At 61.3% G+C, this 17,058-nt stretch carries 16 protein-coding genes and 1 pseudogene; 15 read left to right on the plus strand and 2 right to left on the minus strand.

The features are described from left to right. Positions 1-131: 131 nt before the first annotated feature. Entirely contained in the window at positions 132-2,252 is a 2,121-nt protein-coding gene (locus B1991_RS14890; protein WP_136259459.1) for a S9 family peptidase, read from the minus strand. 191 nt (positions 2,253-2,443) lie between these two features. Between B1991_RS14890 and B1991_RS14895 the strand changes: the two genes are divergently transcribed. The 15 genes from B1991_RS14895 (at position 2,444) to B1991_RS14965 (ending at position 16,876) form a co-directional block, all read left to right on the plus strand. Then, a complete protein-coding gene (locus tag B1991_RS14895; RefSeq protein ID WP_136259460.1) occupies positions 2,444-2,692 on the plus strand; it encodes a toxin HicA in 249 nt (82 codons plus the stop codon). After that, complete coding sequence (locus B1991_RS14900; protein ID WP_210772144.1) at positions 2,689-3,015, plus strand: type II toxin-antitoxin system HicB family antitoxin; 327 nt, start codon at positions 2,689-2,691, stop codon at positions 3,013-3,015. Before B1991_RS14895 ends, B1991_RS14900 begins: the two co-directional genes overlap by 4 nt. A 246-nt stretch (positions 3,016-3,261) precedes the next feature. Next, entirely contained in the window at positions 3,262-3,705 is a 444-nt protein-coding gene (locus B1991_RS14905) for a pilin (protein ID WP_136259461.1), read from the plus strand. A gap of 339 nt (positions 3,706-4,044) precedes the next feature. After that, positions 4,045-4,497: a pilin gene (locus B1991_RS14910; RefSeq protein WP_136259462.1), complete on the plus strand. Its 453-nt coding sequence runs from the start codon at positions 4,045-4,047 to the stop codon at positions 4,495-4,497. A 77-nt stretch (positions 4,498-4,574) separates the two neighbouring features. Next, on the plus strand, positions 4,575-6,611 hold the full coding sequence (locus B1991_RS14915; protein WP_246031191.1) for a tetratricopeptide repeat protein: 2,037 nt from the start codon (positions 4,575-4,577) through the stop codon (positions 6,609-6,611). Beyond that, positions 6,611-8,626 (plus strand): tetratricopeptide repeat protein, encoded by a 2,016-nt coding sequence (locus B1991_RS14920; protein ID WP_136259463.1) that lies wholly within the window; start codon positions 6,611-6,613, stop codon positions 8,624-8,626. Before B1991_RS14915 ends, B1991_RS14920 begins: the two co-directional genes overlap by 1 nt. 94 nt (positions 8,627-8,720) lie before the next feature. Next, the gene (locus tag B1991_RS14925; RefSeq protein ID WP_136259464.1) at positions 8,721-9,899 is read left to right on the plus strand and encodes a DegT/DnrJ/EryC1/StrS family aminotransferase; all 1,179 of its coding nucleotides are present in this window, start codon (positions 8,721-8,723) and stop codon (positions 9,897-9,899) included. Between the two features lie 3 nt (positions 9,900-9,902). Then, the gene (locus B1991_RS14930) at positions 9,903-10,142 is read left to right on the plus strand and encodes a phosphopantetheine-binding protein (RefSeq protein WP_136259465.1); all 240 of its coding nucleotides are present in this window, start codon (positions 9,903-9,905) and stop codon (positions 10,140-10,142) included. Then, positions 10,139-11,200 (plus strand): 3-oxoacyl-ACP synthase III family protein, encoded by a 1,062-nt coding sequence (locus B1991_RS14935; RefSeq protein ID WP_136259466.1) that lies wholly within the window; start codon positions 10,139-10,141, stop codon positions 11,198-11,200. Before B1991_RS14930 ends, B1991_RS14935 begins: the two co-directional genes overlap by 4 nt. Then, positions 11,190-12,227, plus strand: coding sequence for an aromatic ring-hydroxylating oxygenase subunit alpha (locus B1991_RS14940; protein WP_136259467.1), 1,038 nt, complete (start codon positions 11,190-11,192; stop codon positions 12,225-12,227). Before B1991_RS14935 ends, B1991_RS14940 begins: the two co-directional genes overlap by 11 nt. Beyond that, complete coding sequence (locus B1991_RS14945; protein WP_168709675.1) at positions 12,220-12,954, plus strand: SDR family NAD(P)-dependent oxidoreductase; 735 nt, start codon at positions 12,220-12,222, stop codon at positions 12,952-12,954. The genes B1991_RS14940 and B1991_RS14945 overlap by 8 nt, the downstream gene beginning before the upstream one ends. Beyond that, the gene (locus B1991_RS14950; protein WP_136259469.1) at positions 12,951-13,571 is read left to right on the plus strand and encodes a PglD-related sugar-binding protein; all 621 of its coding nucleotides are present in this window, start codon (positions 12,951-12,953) and stop codon (positions 13,569-13,571) included. The genes B1991_RS14945 and B1991_RS14950 overlap by 4 nt, the downstream gene beginning before the upstream one ends. Then, positions 13,568-14,542, plus strand: a complete 975-nt coding sequence (locus B1991_RS14955) for a ketoacyl-ACP synthase III (protein WP_136259470.1) — start codon at positions 13,568-13,570, stop codon at positions 14,540-14,542. Before B1991_RS14950 ends, B1991_RS14955 begins: the two co-directional genes overlap by 4 nt. A 23-nt stretch (positions 14,543-14,565) precedes the next feature. Further along, complete coding sequence (locus B1991_RS14960) at positions 14,566-16,020, plus strand: lipopolysaccharide biosynthesis protein (protein ID WP_136259471.1); 1,455 nt, start codon at positions 14,566-14,568, stop codon at positions 16,018-16,020. A gap of 22 nt (positions 16,021-16,042) precedes the next feature. Continuing rightward, the gene (locus B1991_RS14965; RefSeq protein WP_136259472.1) at positions 16,043-16,876 is read left to right on the plus strand and encodes a glycosyltransferase; all 834 of its coding nucleotides are present in this window, start codon (positions 16,043-16,045) and stop codon (positions 16,874-16,876) included. On the opposite strand, the pseudogene B1991_RS14970 reads toward B1991_RS14965, so the two are convergent. Further along, positions 16,877-17,058 (minus strand): annotated as a pseudogene (locus tag B1991_RS14970) (IS30 family transposase); the annotation flags it as partial.

The raw sequence follows: 17,058 nt of genomic DNA on the forward strand, positions 1-17,058 counted from the left end.
CCTTCCGTCACACTGGCGGAAAGCGTTGCGCACAGGGTGCGCTCCTACAGAAACGAAGCGACGCGTAGGGCGGGCAATGCCCGCCACCGGCGTGCCGGGAACCATCGGCGGGCAGTGCCCGCCCTACGACGCTATTTCGACGCGCCGGACGGTGCGTCCTTCTCCGTCCACTGCTTCAGCCACGCATTCACCGTTTCGTGCCACTGCACGCTGTTGTGCGGCTTCAACACCCAGTGGTTTTCATCCGGGAAGGTGAGGAACTCGCTGGGGATGCCGCGGCGCTGCAGCGCGGTGAAGGCGCCGAGGCCCTGGGTGATCGGGATGCGGAAATCCTTGCCCGAGTGCACCACCAGCATCGGCACGCGCCAATCCTTGACGTGGTCGATCGGGTTGAACTTCTCGTAGTTCTGCGGCACGTCGTACTGCGTACCGCCGTTCTCGCGCTCCTCGAACCACAGCTCCTCGGTGGCGTAATACATCATGCGCGCATCGAACACGCCGTCGTGGTCGACCAGGCATTTCCACGGCTGGTTCCACATGCCGGCGATCCAGTACACCATGTAGCCGCCGTAGCTGGCGCCGAGTGCGCAGGCGCGGTCGCCGTCGAGGAACTTGTACTTGTCCAGCGCGGCCTTCCAGCCCAGTTTCAGATCCTCCAGCGGCTTGCCGCCCCAGTCGCCGGAGATCGAATCGGTGAACTTCTGGCCGTAGCCGGTGGAGCCGTGGAAGTTGATCGTGACCACCGCAAAACCCTGGCCGGCATAGGTCTGCGGATTCCAGCGATAGCTCCAGCCATTGCTCATCGCGCCCTGCGGGCCGCCGTGGATGATGAAGGCGACCGGATAGGTCTTGCCCTTCTGGTAATCGACCGGCTTGACCACGTAGCCCTGCACGGTTTCATTGTTCCAGCCCGGGAACTGGAAGAACTCGAAGTCGCCAACCTTGGCGTTCTTCAGATCCTCCGCGTTGAAATGCGTGACCTGCTTCAGGCCCCGCCCATCGGCCTTGGCCAGGTACAAATCGGCTGGCCGCTTCAGGTCGTCGCGCGCGAACAGCAGCTTGCCTGCCGCCAGCGAAAACGCGTTCACGTCACCGGCGCCGGACAGGCTGCGCACCTCGCCGTTGGCCGGGTCGATCGCGAACAGCGGGCGTTGGCCCTCGTCGTCGGCGGTGGCATACAGGGTCTTGCCGTCGGCGGAAATCGCCAGGCTGCCGGGCGAACGATCCCAGCGCGGATCGACTTCGTGCTTCGCGCCGGTGGCCAGGTCCATCGCCATGATGGCGAAGCGGTCGGCTTCGAAACCGGGGGTCTTCATCGCCAGGTAATAAAGCGTCTTGCCGTCCGGCGAGGGCACCGGATACGCATCCCACGCCTTGTTGTCGGGGGTGAGGTTGACCGGTGCAGCCGAGCCATCCGCCGGCACTCGGTAGAGATCGAAATTGGTCGACCACGGCTCGGTGGTGCCGGCGATGCGCACGTCGAAATACACGCTCTTGCCATCCGGCGCGAAGGCGAACTCGCCGGCGTCGCCGAACGGCTTGCTGGGGACGTCGCCATCGATGCCGCGGCTCAGCAGGGTCGGTTCGGCCGGCAGCTGGCCATCGGCGCCGAACGTTCCCACGAACAACTGGTTGCGCCGGCCGTCGGCCCAGGTATCCCAGTGCCGCACGAACAGCTTCTTGTACAAGGTGCCGCTGGCCTTGTCCTTCGCGCGCGTCTCGATCCGCTGCTCGGTGCACGCCAGCGTGGCGCAGTCAGTGAACACCTCATAAGAGAGCAGTACCTGCTTGCCGTCGGGGCCCAGCTTGTAATCGACGATGTCCAGCGGCCCATGGCTGACCTGCACCGGCGTCGCCGGGTGGGACAGGTCCGCGCCCAGGTCGACGCGCCACAGCTGCGCCACGTCCCTCGCCGGCGCGACGAAATACAGGCTCTTCCCATCCGCCGACCAGCGCGCCGACGACCCCTTGTCCACCACCTTCACCGGCTGCGCACCCTTGCGCTCCAGGTCCAGCACGTAGATCGCGGTGACGCCCTTGTTCGCCGCGTAATCCGTGCTGCGCACGCTGAACGCCGCATGGCGCCCATCCGGCGACAACTGCGGATCGCTGACCCGATCCATCATCACCAGATCGCGCACGTTGAACGCGTGCGAGCCCTGGGCCTTGGCAAAAGTGGTGCCGACGACACCGCCCGCCAGCGCGGGCGACGCCACCAGCGCAAGCAGAAGCGCGGCAAGCAACGGTTTCATGGAGGGTCCTTGAGTTGTGCGGCGAAACAGCCACGGTAAGGCGCTGCCTCGCAACAGGCAAGCCCAGCGTCTGGGGAGCGAAGTCAACGCGGCGACAGCATTCGCTCGGGCGCGTTCCGGAATGACCGTGGCAACGACCATACACGACCGGCTCACTTGAACAGTATCACTATTGATACTATGTTTCTCGCATGGACAAGATCACGGATTTGATCGAACGGATGCGCCAGGCACCGAAAAACGTGGCCTATACCGACCTCTGCAAGGTCTGCGATCACCATTTCGGAAAAGCGAGACAGGAAGGCACAAGCCATCGCGTATACAAGACGCCCTGGCATGGCGATCCCCGCGTGAACATCCAGAAAGGTGACGCCGGGAAGGCCAAGCTGTACCAGGTACGGCAAGTGCTGCAAGCAATCAAGAAGCTGGAGGACAAATGATGGACGCTCGTCACTATACCTATCGCGTCATCTGGTCCCCGGAAGATGGGGAATACGTAGGCCTGTGCGCCGAATTTCCGAGCCTGTCATGGCTGCACGGCAACCAGGCGAAGGCGCTGGCGGGCATCGTGCGCGTGGTCGGTGAGACCGTCAGCGACATGGAGGCCCATGGCGAAGCACCGCCGGAGCCGATGAGCGCCAAGTCCTACTCGGGCAAGTTCCAGGTGCGCATCCCGCCGGAACGCCACAAGGCGCTCGCCATGCAGGCAGCTGAGCAAGGCATCAGCCTCAACCGGTACGTCACGGACAAGCTTTGCGCTTGAAGGAGGCCGCGCCGAGCAGGACGCGTTGTCCAGCTACGCCGTTCCTGCGATCCACCTGCAGCCGGCCTGATGCCTGACCCGCCGCAATGCGACCGCTCGAACAACTGACTCCAACCCCTCCCTCTCCTGCCAGCCAGCAGCGGCGAACCAAGCCGCGCGTCAAGACTGTGATGCGTCGCACAAGGACGCTCCGTTCCTCGGTACAAAACGTGCTTGACCCCTGGCGACTTCCAGGGGGAATCCACCATGTCACGCCAGCGCTTGTCCGCCGGTTTTACCTTGATCGAACTGATGATCGTCGTGGCGATCATCGCCATCCTTGCTGCCATCGCCATCCCGGCTTACCAGAACTACTTGATTCGGGCACAGGTTTCCGAAGGGATGGTCTTGGCCAGCGGAGCCAAGGCAGCGGTTTGGGATTTCGTGTCGAACACGGGACGCTACCCATCGAACAACAAATCGGCCGGAATGGTTTCGAGTTCGTCGATCTCAGGAAAATACGTCTCCAGCGTCGACGTGACCGGTGGGAAAATAACGGTCCTCTTTCAGGGACCGGCTGCCAACTCGCACATCAGCGTCGGCGGGAAAAACGTGATTTTGTCGCCAATCGATCTCGGCGGGAGCATCGACTGGACGTGCAAGCCGAGCACCATCGATCCCAGATACTTGCCATCGGCCTGCAGAAAGTAGGGATAGGGGGATGTCCCCTTTCGACTCACAAACTGACGCGATGCGTCACTAGTTGACGCGTCGTGCCAGTCCACAAGAGGCGGATGGAGCCACCTGCAAAGCGTCTCGCCTCTTGTTGTACCAAGGCTTGCCGCCATCCGTGACGAAAGGCACAATCCCGAGGCCCGCAATATGCGGGAATACACCAGCGGTACAAGTGGCATGCAACCTGCTTCACTTTTCCGCGAGCTTCCTGGTCGTTCCTGACCATTGAGTAAGGGGTCCGATCCTGCCTAGGGGGATCCAGGACTGGGGCTCAGGGGGCATCACCGGTTAGCTAACCAACACAGAGGAACCACCATGAAGAGCATGCAGAAAGGCTTTACCCTGATCGAACTGATGATCGTGGTTGCGATCATCGCGATCCTCGCCGCCATCGCCATCCCGGCCTATCAGGACTACCTGATCCGTGCACAGGTGTCCGAAGGCGCCGTTCTGTCCGATGGTGCCAAGACCGCTGTCGCCGAGTTCTATTCGAACCACGGCCACTATCCGAAGACCAACGAATCCGCGGGCCTGCCGACCCAGGCGGCCTCGGTCAGCGGCAAGTATGTTTCGAAGGTTGAAGTCGCCACCGGCGTGATCACCGCTACCTTCAGTGGCCCGGAAGTCAACAGCAAAATCGCCGGCACCACCTTCACGCTGTCGCCGACGGACAACGGTGGCTCGATGAACTGGACCTGCGACCCGACCACCGCCGTGGGCACCCCCGTTCCCGCCAAGTACCTGCCGTCGTCCTGCCGCAAGAACTAAGCTAAATGTGTCCTGATATCAGGGCGTAGTAAGAAGGGCCACCCCATGGTGGCCCTTTTTTTTCGAGTCAACACAAGTTGCTGCAGAACAACGGCATGCCTTTACGTTACAAACATTATTTACTCCTGCCCTTTCTTGCCCTCGTCCTGATTGCGACTTGGTGGGCCTACGCCCCCGGACTGCATGGCGGCTTCTTGTTTGATGATCTCGGCAGCCTTCCGGCACTGGGGGCTTCCGGCCCCGTCACCCAATGGGCCACGTTTTGGCGTTACATCACATCAGGTACGGCGGACCCTACCGGCCGGCCGCTGGCGATGCTCACCTTCCTGCTCGACGCGCGCAACTGGCCGGCCGATCCATTTCCCTTCAAACGCACCAACCTTATCCTGCACCTCTGCAACGGAGTGTTGTTGTACGCGCTGGGTACCCGCCTCGGGAAATTGCTGAACATCGACGCGCAACGCGCTCGCTGCGCCGCCTGCCTCACCTCCGTGATGTGGCTCCTGCATCCTCTGTTGGTATCGACCACGCTCTACATTGTGCAGCGCGAAGCCATGCTGGTCGCGACCTGCGTGATATGCGGGCTGCTACTTTGGCTGCACGGGCGTCAGCAGCTGATTGAAGGACGATTGAAAGCCGGCACGCTGTGGAGCATCTGCGGATTGGGTGGCTTCACGCTGTTAGGCTCGCTGGCAAAGGCAAACGGGGTGTTGCTGCCGCTATACGCCTTGCTGATCGAGATCATAGTGCTGGCACCACGGCGCCCCGTACCCACCGGCACGGCACGACGCACCCACCTCATCCTGCTGGCAGCACTCGCCGTCATTCCCACTGTTGTGGTGCTCGGTTATGTGTTTTGGACAGGGCTGCATGGATTGTGGATTGGCGGGCCTGTTGGCGTCCGGTCATGGAGCACCGGCCAACGTCTCTTGACCGAACCACGCGTGCTCATCGACTACCTGAAGCTGCTCTGGCTGCCCCGGCCCTTCTCTACCGGTCTATTCAACGATCAATACATCGCGTCGACTTCATGGCTGCACCCAGCAACCACGCCACCGGCGATGCTCGCCGTGCTGGGCCTGACCGCGGGCGCATGGGTTCAAAGGAGGCGATACCCGGCGCTAGCGCTGGCTGTCCTGTTTTATTTTGCGGGCCAGGTGCTGGAATCCAGTGCGATCCCGCTGGAGTTGTATTTCGAACACCGCAACTATGTCCCGGCATTGCTCATGTTCTGGCCTTTGGGTTTGTGGCTCACCGATACCCGGCAACTACGTTGGGTCAAGGTCGCGCTGATGGTGGTGATACCCCTGACACTGGCGGTGATGACCCATGTTCGGGCCACCGTATGGGGCAATGTGCAAACACAAGCCCTCATCTGGGCACATATCAATCCCGGATCGCCTCGGGCTCAAGCCAACGCTGCCGAGGTCATGATTCAGCAGGGACACGCAGAAGAAGCGGCTGCGAAACTGGAAAGCCTGCTCGCCGCCCAACCCGATCAAGCCCAGTTGGCGTTCAACCTCATCAATGCCCGCTGTATGTCAGGTGCCATCGATTCCGCGGACTTGGAAGCCGCTCGTAAAGCGATGCGGCACACCGCCAATACCGGCTCACTGTTCGTGCGCTGGTTCGAGCAAGTTCTACCGATGACCATGTCCGGCAGTTGTCGCGGCTTGACACCATCGGCCCTGCTAGCCTTGATCGATGCAGGATCGAGCAACCCGAACCTGCAAGCTGCAGGGCAACGTCAGGATAGGTCCTATCTGCGCGGACTGGTTGCGTTGTCACAGCGCCATCCCTACGCGGCACTGGATCATTTTGTCATTGCATTGGACTTCCTGCCACGGCCCGGTATGGCTTTGAGGGCAGCAGCGACCTTTGGACAGCACGGTTACCCCGTACAAGGTTTGCGGTTGCTGGATCACTATCAGGAGATACCAGCTCAAGTCGGTTCCATGAGCCTCAACATGGTCACACTCCACGATTGGGTGCTTCGACGACAGAACTACTGGGCGCGGGAGCTGACTCAGCTGCGCAATGAATTGAGTCTCGCCGCTCAAGGGGCAAGCATGCATACAATGCCGCCAATGCACTCTTCGGCTACGACTCACTGATGCATAAGACGCGTAAAGGTTTTCCGCAGCACGGCTGGTTGCTGGCAGCGGCATTCATCGTCACAATGGTGGTCTACTGGCCGGGCCTTTCCGGCAGCTTCCTGTTCGACGACTACCCCAACATCGTCGACAACCATAGCGTCCAGCCATCCAGCGCCAGCTTCTCGTCACTGGTCGGTGCCGCACTTTCTTCCCCGTCCAGCGAGTTCAAGAGGCCGCTGGCGTCGTTGAGCTTCGCGGCCAACTACCTCGTCAGTGGCCTCGATCCGTACTGGATGAAGGTGACCAACTTGGTAATTCACCTGCTGAACGGCCTGCTGGCATTCCTGCTGGCACATGAACTGCTTCGCCTCGCCCTTGATCGACGAGCGAATCTTGCAGGCACTCGCGAGGGAGTCCCAACCAGCGTGAGGGCCGGCGAACAACAACGCATCGGAATCATCGCGGCCCTGATCGCCACCTGCTGGATGCTACTGCCGATCAACCTAACCGCCGTGCTGTACGTGGTGCAGCGCATGGAGAGCATGGCCAACTTGTTCGTGCTGCTCGGCCTACTCGGCTACATCTCCGGCCGCCGACGCATGTTGACTGCGATGCGACGCAATGCATCGGACGAGGCTGGCAGGCTGCCAACGGGAAGGTTGGCCGGCATGCGAGGGTTTGCCTGGTGTGTAGTCAGCCTTGTCGCCTGTACCGGAGCGGGGGTACTGGCCAAGGAAACGGCGGTGATGCTGCCTCTGTATGCGGTGCTCGTCGAATGGATTCTGTTCGGCTTTCACCAACCGACTGGCCGCCCGGATTACCGCGTGGCCGGACTATTTGCCATCGTATTGTTGCTTCCGATGATCGCCGGCCTGGTATGGCTGGTCCCCGGCTTGCTCAATCCTGAAAACTGGGCGACTCGCGACTTCGACCTGCATACGCGACTACTCAGCGAAGCCCGCATCGTTGTCGACTATATCCGCTGGACAGTGCTGCCGACGCCAGATGCACTGTCGTTCTATCACGATGATTTCGCGATCTCTACAAGTCTATTGAAACCATGGACCACCGTTGCCTGCGTCGTGGCACTTGCCGGATTGGCCACGCTGGCGTTTTGGCTGCGCAAGCGCCAGCCACTGGCGGCGTTGGGCATCGCTCTCTTCCTCGGCTGCCAGTTGCTTACCGGCACCATCATTCCGCTAGAGCTGATCTACGAGCACCGCAATTATTTCGCCAGTTTTGGCTTGATGCTGGTAGTGGTGCCACTGCTCGCCGCACGCCGCGGGGAAGCCTTCGCCCTTCCTCGTCACGTGTTGCTAGGCGCGCTCATGGCCTGCTGGATCGCCCTCACTGCGCTCAGCGCTTACGCCTGGGGCAACCCGCTACGACTGGCAGAGGACCTGGCTGGCCGCGCGCCACAATCTCCACGCGCTCAATACGAGCTGGGCCGCACCTACATCGTCTACTCGCACTACGATCCGACCTCGCCGTTCACCAAGCTGGCCTACGCGCCACTGGAGAAGGCCGCCGCCCTGCCCGAAGCCTCGATCCTCCCCGAGCAAGCGCTGATCTTCATGAACTCGCGCATGCATCTGCCGATCAGAGAGGCTTGGTGGGACAGCCTGATCGCCAAACTCAAGGCCCGTCGCCCGGGCGTACAGGATGAAAGCTCGCTGGGCGCACTTACCCAGTGTGCGCGCGAAGGTCGCTGCGATCTGGCGAAGCAGCGCATGATCGAAGCCTATCTGGCCGCGTTGTCGCACCCGAACCCGAGCGCCCGGCTACTGTCGATGTACGGCGACTATGCGTGGAATGTGCTGGATGATCACGAGCTCGGCGAACGCATGACCGCCGATGCCGTCAAGGCAGCACCAAACGAACCGGCCTATCGCATCACCTTGGTGCGGATGCTTGCCGCGCAGGGGCGCAGGACGGAGGCGCATGAAGCGCTGAAGGGTCTGCAGGCTCTCGACATAGGGGGAAGGCTGGGTACGACTCTAAGTGAGTTGAACGCCTTGCTTGGACTGAAGTGAGTCGAGAATCCCGCCCAGGAATGGGCACAGCCATTATCATGCATGCCTTGCTTGATTCAACACATGATCACCGAACGTAAGGGGCGGGCAACGCGTGGCTAGCAAAACTATTCGCAGCAAAGCCGACCTCGCCATCAATGGCGCACCGCCGGCGTTCGACCAGCCACTGCATGTCGGCCGACCCAACATCGGTGATCGCGACGCGTTCCTGCAGCGGGTCAACCAGATTCTCGACAATCAATGGCTGACCAACAACGGCCCGATGGTTCAGGAGTTCGAGCGACAAATTGCCGAGCGCCTCGGTGTCAAACACTGCGTGGCGATGTGCAACGGTACCATCGCGCTGGAGATTGCCATCCGTGCGCTAGGACTGTCCGGCGAGGTGATCGTACCATCGTGGACCTTCGTGGCCACCGCACACGCGCTGTACTGGCAGGGCATCACGCCGGTGTTCGCCGACATCGACCCAGCCACCCACAACCTCGACTCGGGGGCCGTGCGGCGCATGATCACGCCGCGCACCACCGGCATCATCGGCGTGCATTTGTGGGGTCGCGCGGCACCCGTTGACGAACTGCAAGCCATCGCCGACGAGCACGGTCTGAAACTGATGTTCGATGCTGCGCATGCGTTCGGCAGCACCTATCACGGCCAGAGCATCGGCCGTTTCGGTGAGTGCGAGGTCTTCAGCTTCCACGCCACCAAGGCCTTCAACACGATGGAAGGCGGCGCCGTCACGACCAACGACGACAGGTTGGCAGACGCGATGCGCCTAATGCGCAACTTCGGTTTCAAGGGCTACGACAACGTCATCCACCCCGGGATCAATGGCAAGATGATCGAGGTTTGCGCCGCCATGGGACTGGCGAACCTCAGTGGTTTCGACGAGGTGATAGCCATCAATCGGCGCAATCATTCTGCCTACCACGAGGCGCTGGCCGGCATCCCCGGCATCACGCTGCTGGGCTACGACCCAGCCGAGCGCAACAGCCATCATTATGTGGTGGTCGAGGTGGATGAAACCTGCCCCATCTCGCGCGACGCCATCATCGCCGCCCTGCACGCCGAGAACATCCTGGCACGCAAATATTTCTGGCCGGGTTGTCACATGATGAAGCCCTACCGCGACCTGTTCCCGCACACGGGGTTGCTGCTGCCGCACAGCGAGGCAGTGGCCAGCCGCGTGATCGTGCTACCCAATGGTGGGGCGATAAACGAGGCGATGATATCGACCCTTCGCGATATTCTCGCCGTTTCCACTCATGAGGCCTGATCCATGACTATCGAAGATTTCATCGACAAGTTCGCCTTCGCCATCGAGGTCGACACCAACACGCTGGCGCCGGACACCCATTTCAAGACGCTGCCGAGTTGGGATTCGCTCAACACGCTGGCTGTAATTGCGATGGCGGACGCCGACTACGGCGTGACCGTGACGGGGCGTGACATCGAAGCCGCCACGACCGTGGCTGACATGTGGGCCGTCGTATCCTCGAAGTGCGTGGCGACGGAATGAACGCCATCACGGGAGTCGCCCTGCGGGCGGTTGCCGCGGCGACGCCGGCGCGCGTGGTGCGCACGGCGGATTACACCTACCTTAATCCCGATGAACGCAGGCGATTCCAGAAGGCAACGGGCATTTCCGAACGTCGTATTGTCGCCGCTGGACAATGCGCCTCGGATCTTTGCCTGACAGCAGCCAAAGCGGTACTGGAGCATCTTGGCTGGGATCCGGCCAGCATCGGCGCGCTGATCCTGATTACCCAAACCGGTGACCAGCCAGTGCCAGCCACCAGCATCGTGTTGCAGGACAAGCTGAGGCTTCCGCAAAGTTGCCTGGCATTCGACATCAACCTGGGTTGCTCCAGCTACCCGTACGGCCTGGCGGTGGTTGGGTCGATGATACGCACGCTGGGCATCGCGCGGGCCTTGCTGCTGGTTGGCGATGTCTCCAGCCGCGTCTGTGCCGAGCACGACAAGAGTGCGTGGCCGCTATTCGGCGATGCCGGTTCAGCCACCGCGCTGGAACTCGACGAGAACGCGCCGCCCATCCACGTCGACCTGTGCTCGGACGGCGCCGGCAAGGACGCGATCATCATCCCCGGTGGCGGCTTGGCCTCGCGACTGCCTCCGGTGGACGGCCACCTCGTCGATGCGACTGGTAGCGATGGCGTGCAACGCCACGCTGGAAACTTGGTGCTGCGCGGCGCGGACATCTTCAGCTTCGCCATCTCCCGTGTGCCCGGCAGCATTCAGCGCGCGATGTCTGCCAGTGGGCGCGCGGCACAGGATTTCGACTTCCTGCTGCTGCACCAGGCGAACAAGATGATCAACGACACCATTGCCCGCAAACTGGGGTTCGCGCCGGATCGTGTGCCCACGTCAATCGAGCACTACGGCAACACCAGCTCCGCCTCCATCCCGGTCACCCTCTGCGCCAACGCAGAGCTGTTCGCAATGCCGCGCTGGGTCGTGGCGTCCGGCTTCGGGGTGGGTCTGTCTTGGGGTAGCGCCACGTTCCAATTGCCGGCGGCTTCGGTCCTTCCCTGCATTGCGTCCGACGATGTCTATTGAACGGCGCGACTACAACGATTCGAATGTCTTCACGCGCGAGCTGGAGACGCTCTTCGCCGAGCGCCTGTTTGCCGGTACGCAGTCTGATTTCGCCCAGCTCGACGACTACCGCAGTCTGCGGATCGGGAACAAGGCCGTAAGCCTTCGCCGTACACGCGATGGCGTGCGGGCATTCAATAACGTCTGCCTGCACCGCAATGCCCTGATTGATCTGCCCGGTTGTGGCAACCGCCCCTTCCGTTGCAGCTATCACGGCTGGAGCTATACCAGTGACGGCAGCTTGGCTACGGCACCACTAGCCGACGTGGAGTGCATGACGCTGCGCCAGCTGGATACCTATCCCGTTAGTCAAACACATGGGCTGTATTTCCTCGGCCTTGCAGGAACGGCTCCGCCCATCGACGAAGTGGCACAAGTACTCGCCGACACCGGTGTCGTGCCAGATGCACCGTTCCACCATGCCAGCCTCGAACACGCCTGCAATTGGAAGCTGCTGGTAGAGAACGTATTGGAGGGTTATCACCTCAGCTTTGTCCATGCCGACAGCTTCAGGCCGGCAGGTTTTACTTCCACCGGCCGCTACACCTGGCATGGCGGCCAATACACTTCCTGGAACGATATGCTGCCTTCGGCCGCTTCGGACAAGAGCGCCACGATCCAGCGTTTAGCGCCTCAGGCAGGGCACTATTACCGTCACGCCTATGTCTTTCCCGACCTGTTCCTTTCCAATACGAACGGCTTGGTCGGCTTCCTGAGCCACGTGGTGCCCATCGATGCCGCGCATACACAGCTGGCCTGGCAACTGTTCGAGTTACCGGCGCTGAAGGCGCTGGCGCCTGCTCTGCGGCAACACATGAAGGATGAGGCGATCGCCTTCACGCAACAAGCGCTGGCCGAAGATAGAGTGCTGGTCGAAGCCTGCCAGTACGGCATGTCGGCCGAGGGGCCCGACGTGCAGTTGCAGCCGCAGGAGGCGCGCATCAGACACTTCCATGCGCTTTATCAGACAAGGATGGGGCATGTTTGACGGCAAGACGGTACTCGTCACTGGAGCGACCTCGGGGATCGGGTTCGCCACTGCGCAGCGACTGTTGGTGGAGGGTGCCCGTGTGGTGGCGGTAGGCCGCAACGCGCAGCGACTGGACGAACTCGTACGGCTTGGCGGCGATGCGGTCATGCCATTGGCTTTCGACCTGACGGCATTCGCGCGCTATCAAGAAACGCTTGCCGCGGTGCCGGCACTGGACGGCCTCGTGCATTCGGCCGGTATCGTGGAGAACAACCCGCTGCGCTTCTTTTCTCTGGAAACGCACCAGCGCATCGTGGCCATCAACCAGACCGCGCCGCTGGCGCTGGTGGCCGAGTTGGCGCGCGGCAACAAGCTCAACACGGGCAGTTCGGTGGTGCTGTTGTCGTCCATCCTCGGCGCGCACGTGGGCATCAAGGGCACGGCCAGCTACGCCGGCACCAAGGCGGCGCTGGCCGCGTTCGCCCGTGTGATGGCACTGGAACTGGCGCACAAGGGCATCCGCGTGAATTGCGTGGCCCCCGGCATGGTGCAGACCGAGCTAGTGGATCAACTGCACCAGTTGTCCGACGAGGCGCTGCAAGCCGACCGGGCCCGCTATCCGCTGGGCAAGCGCTACGCGACGGCACAGGAGGTGGCTGCCGCCATCCGTTTTCTGCTGTCGGCCGACGCCGCCTTCATGACCGGCCAGACAATCGTGGTTGACGGAGGATTTACCGCCCAATGAGCACGCAACCGTTACTGATTCTGGGTTGTGGTGGCTTCGGTCGCGAGCTGGCTGCATGGATCGCAGCTCGCGACATGCCGTACGCGGTCGAGGGTTTCCTGGATGACGAAAAGCCACACGCCGCTGGTGTCCTGGGGCCGATAAGAGACCACCTGCCGGGGGAAGTGCATTACCTTACTGCCTTTGGTCAAGGGCGGGCGCGGCATCAGATTCGTCTGCAGCTTGAAGCGCGAGGTGCACGCTTCGCCACTTTGGTTTCGCCCGATACCATGACCGCCACGCCGCTGGCAGGTGCGGCCAACAGCATTTTTCTCGGCGCCTGCAGCATTTCTTCCAGCGTGGCATTGGGCGAGGACCTGCTGATCCAGGGTTTCGCCGTGGTTGGCCACGACGTGACCATCGGTACCGGCGTCACCATCAGCTCGCATGCCTTCATTGGTGGCCATGCCAGGCTGGAACCGTTCTGCACCATTCATCCGCATGCCGTGGTGCTGCCCCACGTTGTCGTCGGCGAAGGTGCCGTGGTTGGCGCCGGCACCGTGGTCATCAAGAACGTGCCACCTGGCGCTACGGTGTTTGGAGTCCCTGCCAAGGTCATTGTTCCGGGAGGCGAATGATGCACGACGTCTATATTCACGACATCGGCACGGCGCTAGGCGGCATAACCGAACGAAACGACGCAGCCACCCTCGGTCAGTCAGAAGCAGAATGCCAACGCTTGGCCGACAAGATCGGCATCCATAGTCGCCCCATTGCAGCACCTGACCAGTACACGAGCGACTTGGCACGCGCGGCAACCGAAGCACTACTCGCACAGACGGTGGTGCCCACTGAGTCTGTCGGCGCCCTGTTGGTGTGCACCCAAACGCCAGACCATCTCATCCCTGGTGTCTCGTCAAGACTGCACGGGCAGCTCGGCTTTCCCCAAGATTGCTTCGTGCTTGACATCAACCAAGGCTGTTCCGGCTTCGTAGTGGGTTGCCAAGTGATTGCCAACTGGCTGCGCACGGCCGGCGGTAACGGCATCCTGGTGAACGCCGACACTTACTCGAAGCTGATTAGACGTGGCGATCTGACCACGCGCGCACTGTTCGGTGATGCTGCCGCAGCCACGCTGTACTCCACGCAGCGCAAGGGCCTCCGCTTGCTCGATTGCCGCAGCTACGCGGATGGTTCCGGCTACGATGCCTTCGTAGCCCGGGGTTCCGCCCTCCGCACTGATACTGGCACGCCCAACGGTATCTGCATGGATGGCCCTGGCATCCTCAACTTTGCACTGCGCAAGGTGCCGGAAGCCATTACCCTGACACTGGATGCACACGGCCTTCGCCTGACTCAACTGCATGCGGTGCTGTTCCATCAAGCCAACAGCTTTATGGTCGGGCAGCTGGCGCGAAAGCTGAAGCTGGCGACGGAGCAGGTGCCGCAGAACTGCATGAACCTCGGCAATACCGTCTCCGCATCGATACCCCTGTTGTTGAAAGAGCAGATGAACGGCTTGCGTCGTGGTGATCTTGTCATGGCAGTGGGCTTTGGCGTTGGCTTGTCTTGGGGGGTGACGCTACTTGAGTATGTGGGTAATGACTGAAGCCACTGCCCGCGTTGGCGCATATGCCAGAGCTTGAGAAACGCGCTGCGAGCGCAGCGTGGTGGAGCACTCTGGAAATTCTGGCGCGATATGGCGTGCAGTTCCTGGTCATGGTGGCTTTGGCTCGCCTGCTCACACCAGATGACTTCGGTTTGATTGCCATGTTGCTGGTTTTCACCAACCTCGGCACTTTGCTGGTCGACTCAGGATTCGGGGCGGCGCTGATCCAACGTCAGCAGACGACAGTGGACGATGAGACCACGGTATTCATCTTCACCATGGTCGCTGGCATGACTGCCGGCGCAATCCTTGCACTCGCAGCGCCAGCCATTGCCGCATTCTTCCACCAGCCCAAGTTGGCGGACCTTACCAGGGTAATGGCGGTCGTGTTACCGCTTGGCGCCTTTGCGGCAGTCCCCGACGCTCTGTTGACAATGAGGCTTAACTTCAGGGCGCGGGCGCGAGCGGAAGTGGTGGCGTCACTTTGTTCTGGCACAGTCGCAGTCGCACTGGCGTTGCAGGGTTTCGGCGTCTGGAGTTTGGCCTGGCAGAGTATCGTTTCGATTGGGGTGCGGGGAGCCCTGTTGTGGGTTTATTCCGGGTGGCGACCACTTGGACGTTACCGCTCCGCATCGTTCCGGAGCTTGTTAGGGTTCGGTGGATACATGCTGCTTACGGGGTTGTTGAACGCAGCTGCCGTGCGCTTGCAATCACTGTTGATCGGCAAATTGTTTGATGCCCGCACGCTTGGCTTTTACACCTTGGCCCAGAACACCCAGCAGGCACCCTCCTCGCTAATCGACGGCATACTCAGACGAGTAGGATTGCCGGTCTTCTCGACGATCGCACAGGATCGGATCAAGTTGCGCGCCGCCCTGCGAACGTCGTTGCGCATGGCGATGTTCCTTTTTGTTCCATGCATGGTCGGTATTGCCGTGGTCGCCAAACCATTGGTCGAACTGATGTATGGCACCCGCTGGATTCCCGCAGCTCAGATCTTGAGCGTCCTCTCTTTGAGCGCTGCCCTTTGGCCGGTCCACATACTGAACCTCGCTGCCATCGGGGCGCAGGGCCAATCGAATCTGCTGTTGCGCGTCGAAATAGCCAAGCAGCTAATCGGCATCGTTTTGATCGCAGCCGCCTCACAGTGGGGGCCGCTTGCCATAGCTTGGGCCGTACTTGCGTCCGGGGTCCTTGGCGTAGGCATCAACGCCTATTATTCAAAGAAACTGCTCAATTACGGCCCCGTCGAGCAGCTCGTCGACCAAACCGCCACGTTCGTGCTGTCCGCAATCGCGGCGGCCGCCGGGTGGGCGATCCTGCACTGGACGGCGCCAGGGCCGATTTCAATGCTGGGCGCGATCATGGCGGCGGCGGCGATCTATGGTGTCTTGGCGGCCCTTACCGGCAACATCGCACTGAACGGCTTGCTGAGCGTAGTGCGCACACTGCGCGAAAAGCCCGCCACCTCCAACTGATGAATATCGGCGAAGCCGCGACATGACGCCAATATGCAGCAATGACGATCCGAACGAAGGTTACGAGATCAGTGATCCGGCAGAGCTCGTCAAGCATCCCGTCGTGAGCGTGCTGATGCTCGCCTACAACCATGGCTCCTACCTGGCACAGGCGATTGACGGTGTCTTGGCCCAGCAGGCCGAAATGCCCATCGAACTGCTCATCGGCGAAGATTGCTCTACCGACAACACCCGTGACATTGCGCTCCGGTATCAACGCGCCCACCCAGGCGTCATACGCGTCTTCACGGCAGAAAGGAACGTCGGTTCCACGCTGAATCATCGGCGCATCCTCCTCGCGGCGCGCGGCGAGTTCATCGCTTATCTCGACGGCGACGACTCGTGGCTTCCAGGGAAGTTGCTGCGCCAGGTCAAATATCTGCGAGAGCATTCCGGCTGTGCGGCGGTTTTTGCCAACGCATTGACGGTAGACAAGGACAACCGCGAAATCGGTATATTCAACGACGTCCGCAACGAGCAATTCGACTTGGGCGCCCTGTTGCGTCGCGGAAATTTCTTGAACAACAGCTCAGTGGTCTATCGCGCATCGGCGCGGGCGGCCCTCTTGGAAATAGAGGCGCCGGCAATCGACTATCGTGGGCACCTTCTGTTGGCCCGCGAAGGCTTTCTGGCCCAGCTTTCCGAGCCGATGGTCATTTACCGCATCGGCTCGACCGGCTCCATGGTGACGCACGGTAACAATCGAGTTCGCCAACTCTATTGGGAGGCCATCATGAGCGTGCCACGCAATCTTGTAACTGACGATGACTTGGCTTGTGGAATCGCTGGGCGGTTTCAAGGTCCACGTGCAACATGATCAGTGAATCGTTCCTGCTTCTGCCTCAGCCAGTCTGAGGTGGTCGTTGTAAACCTCCAGCGGGGTGCGGAATTGATGGCGCTTTCGCGGCCGCGTGTTGAGGCTCAGGGCGATCTGGTCCAGCTCGGCCTGGCTGTAGACGGACAGGTCCGTGCCCTTGGGCAGGTACTGCCGCAACAGCG

It is taken from the genome of Rhodanobacter lindaniclasticus (assembly GCF_004799035.1).
GTDB lineage: Bacteria > Pseudomonadota > Gammaproteobacteria > Xanthomonadales > Rhodanobacteraceae > Rhodanobacter > Rhodanobacter lindaniclasticus.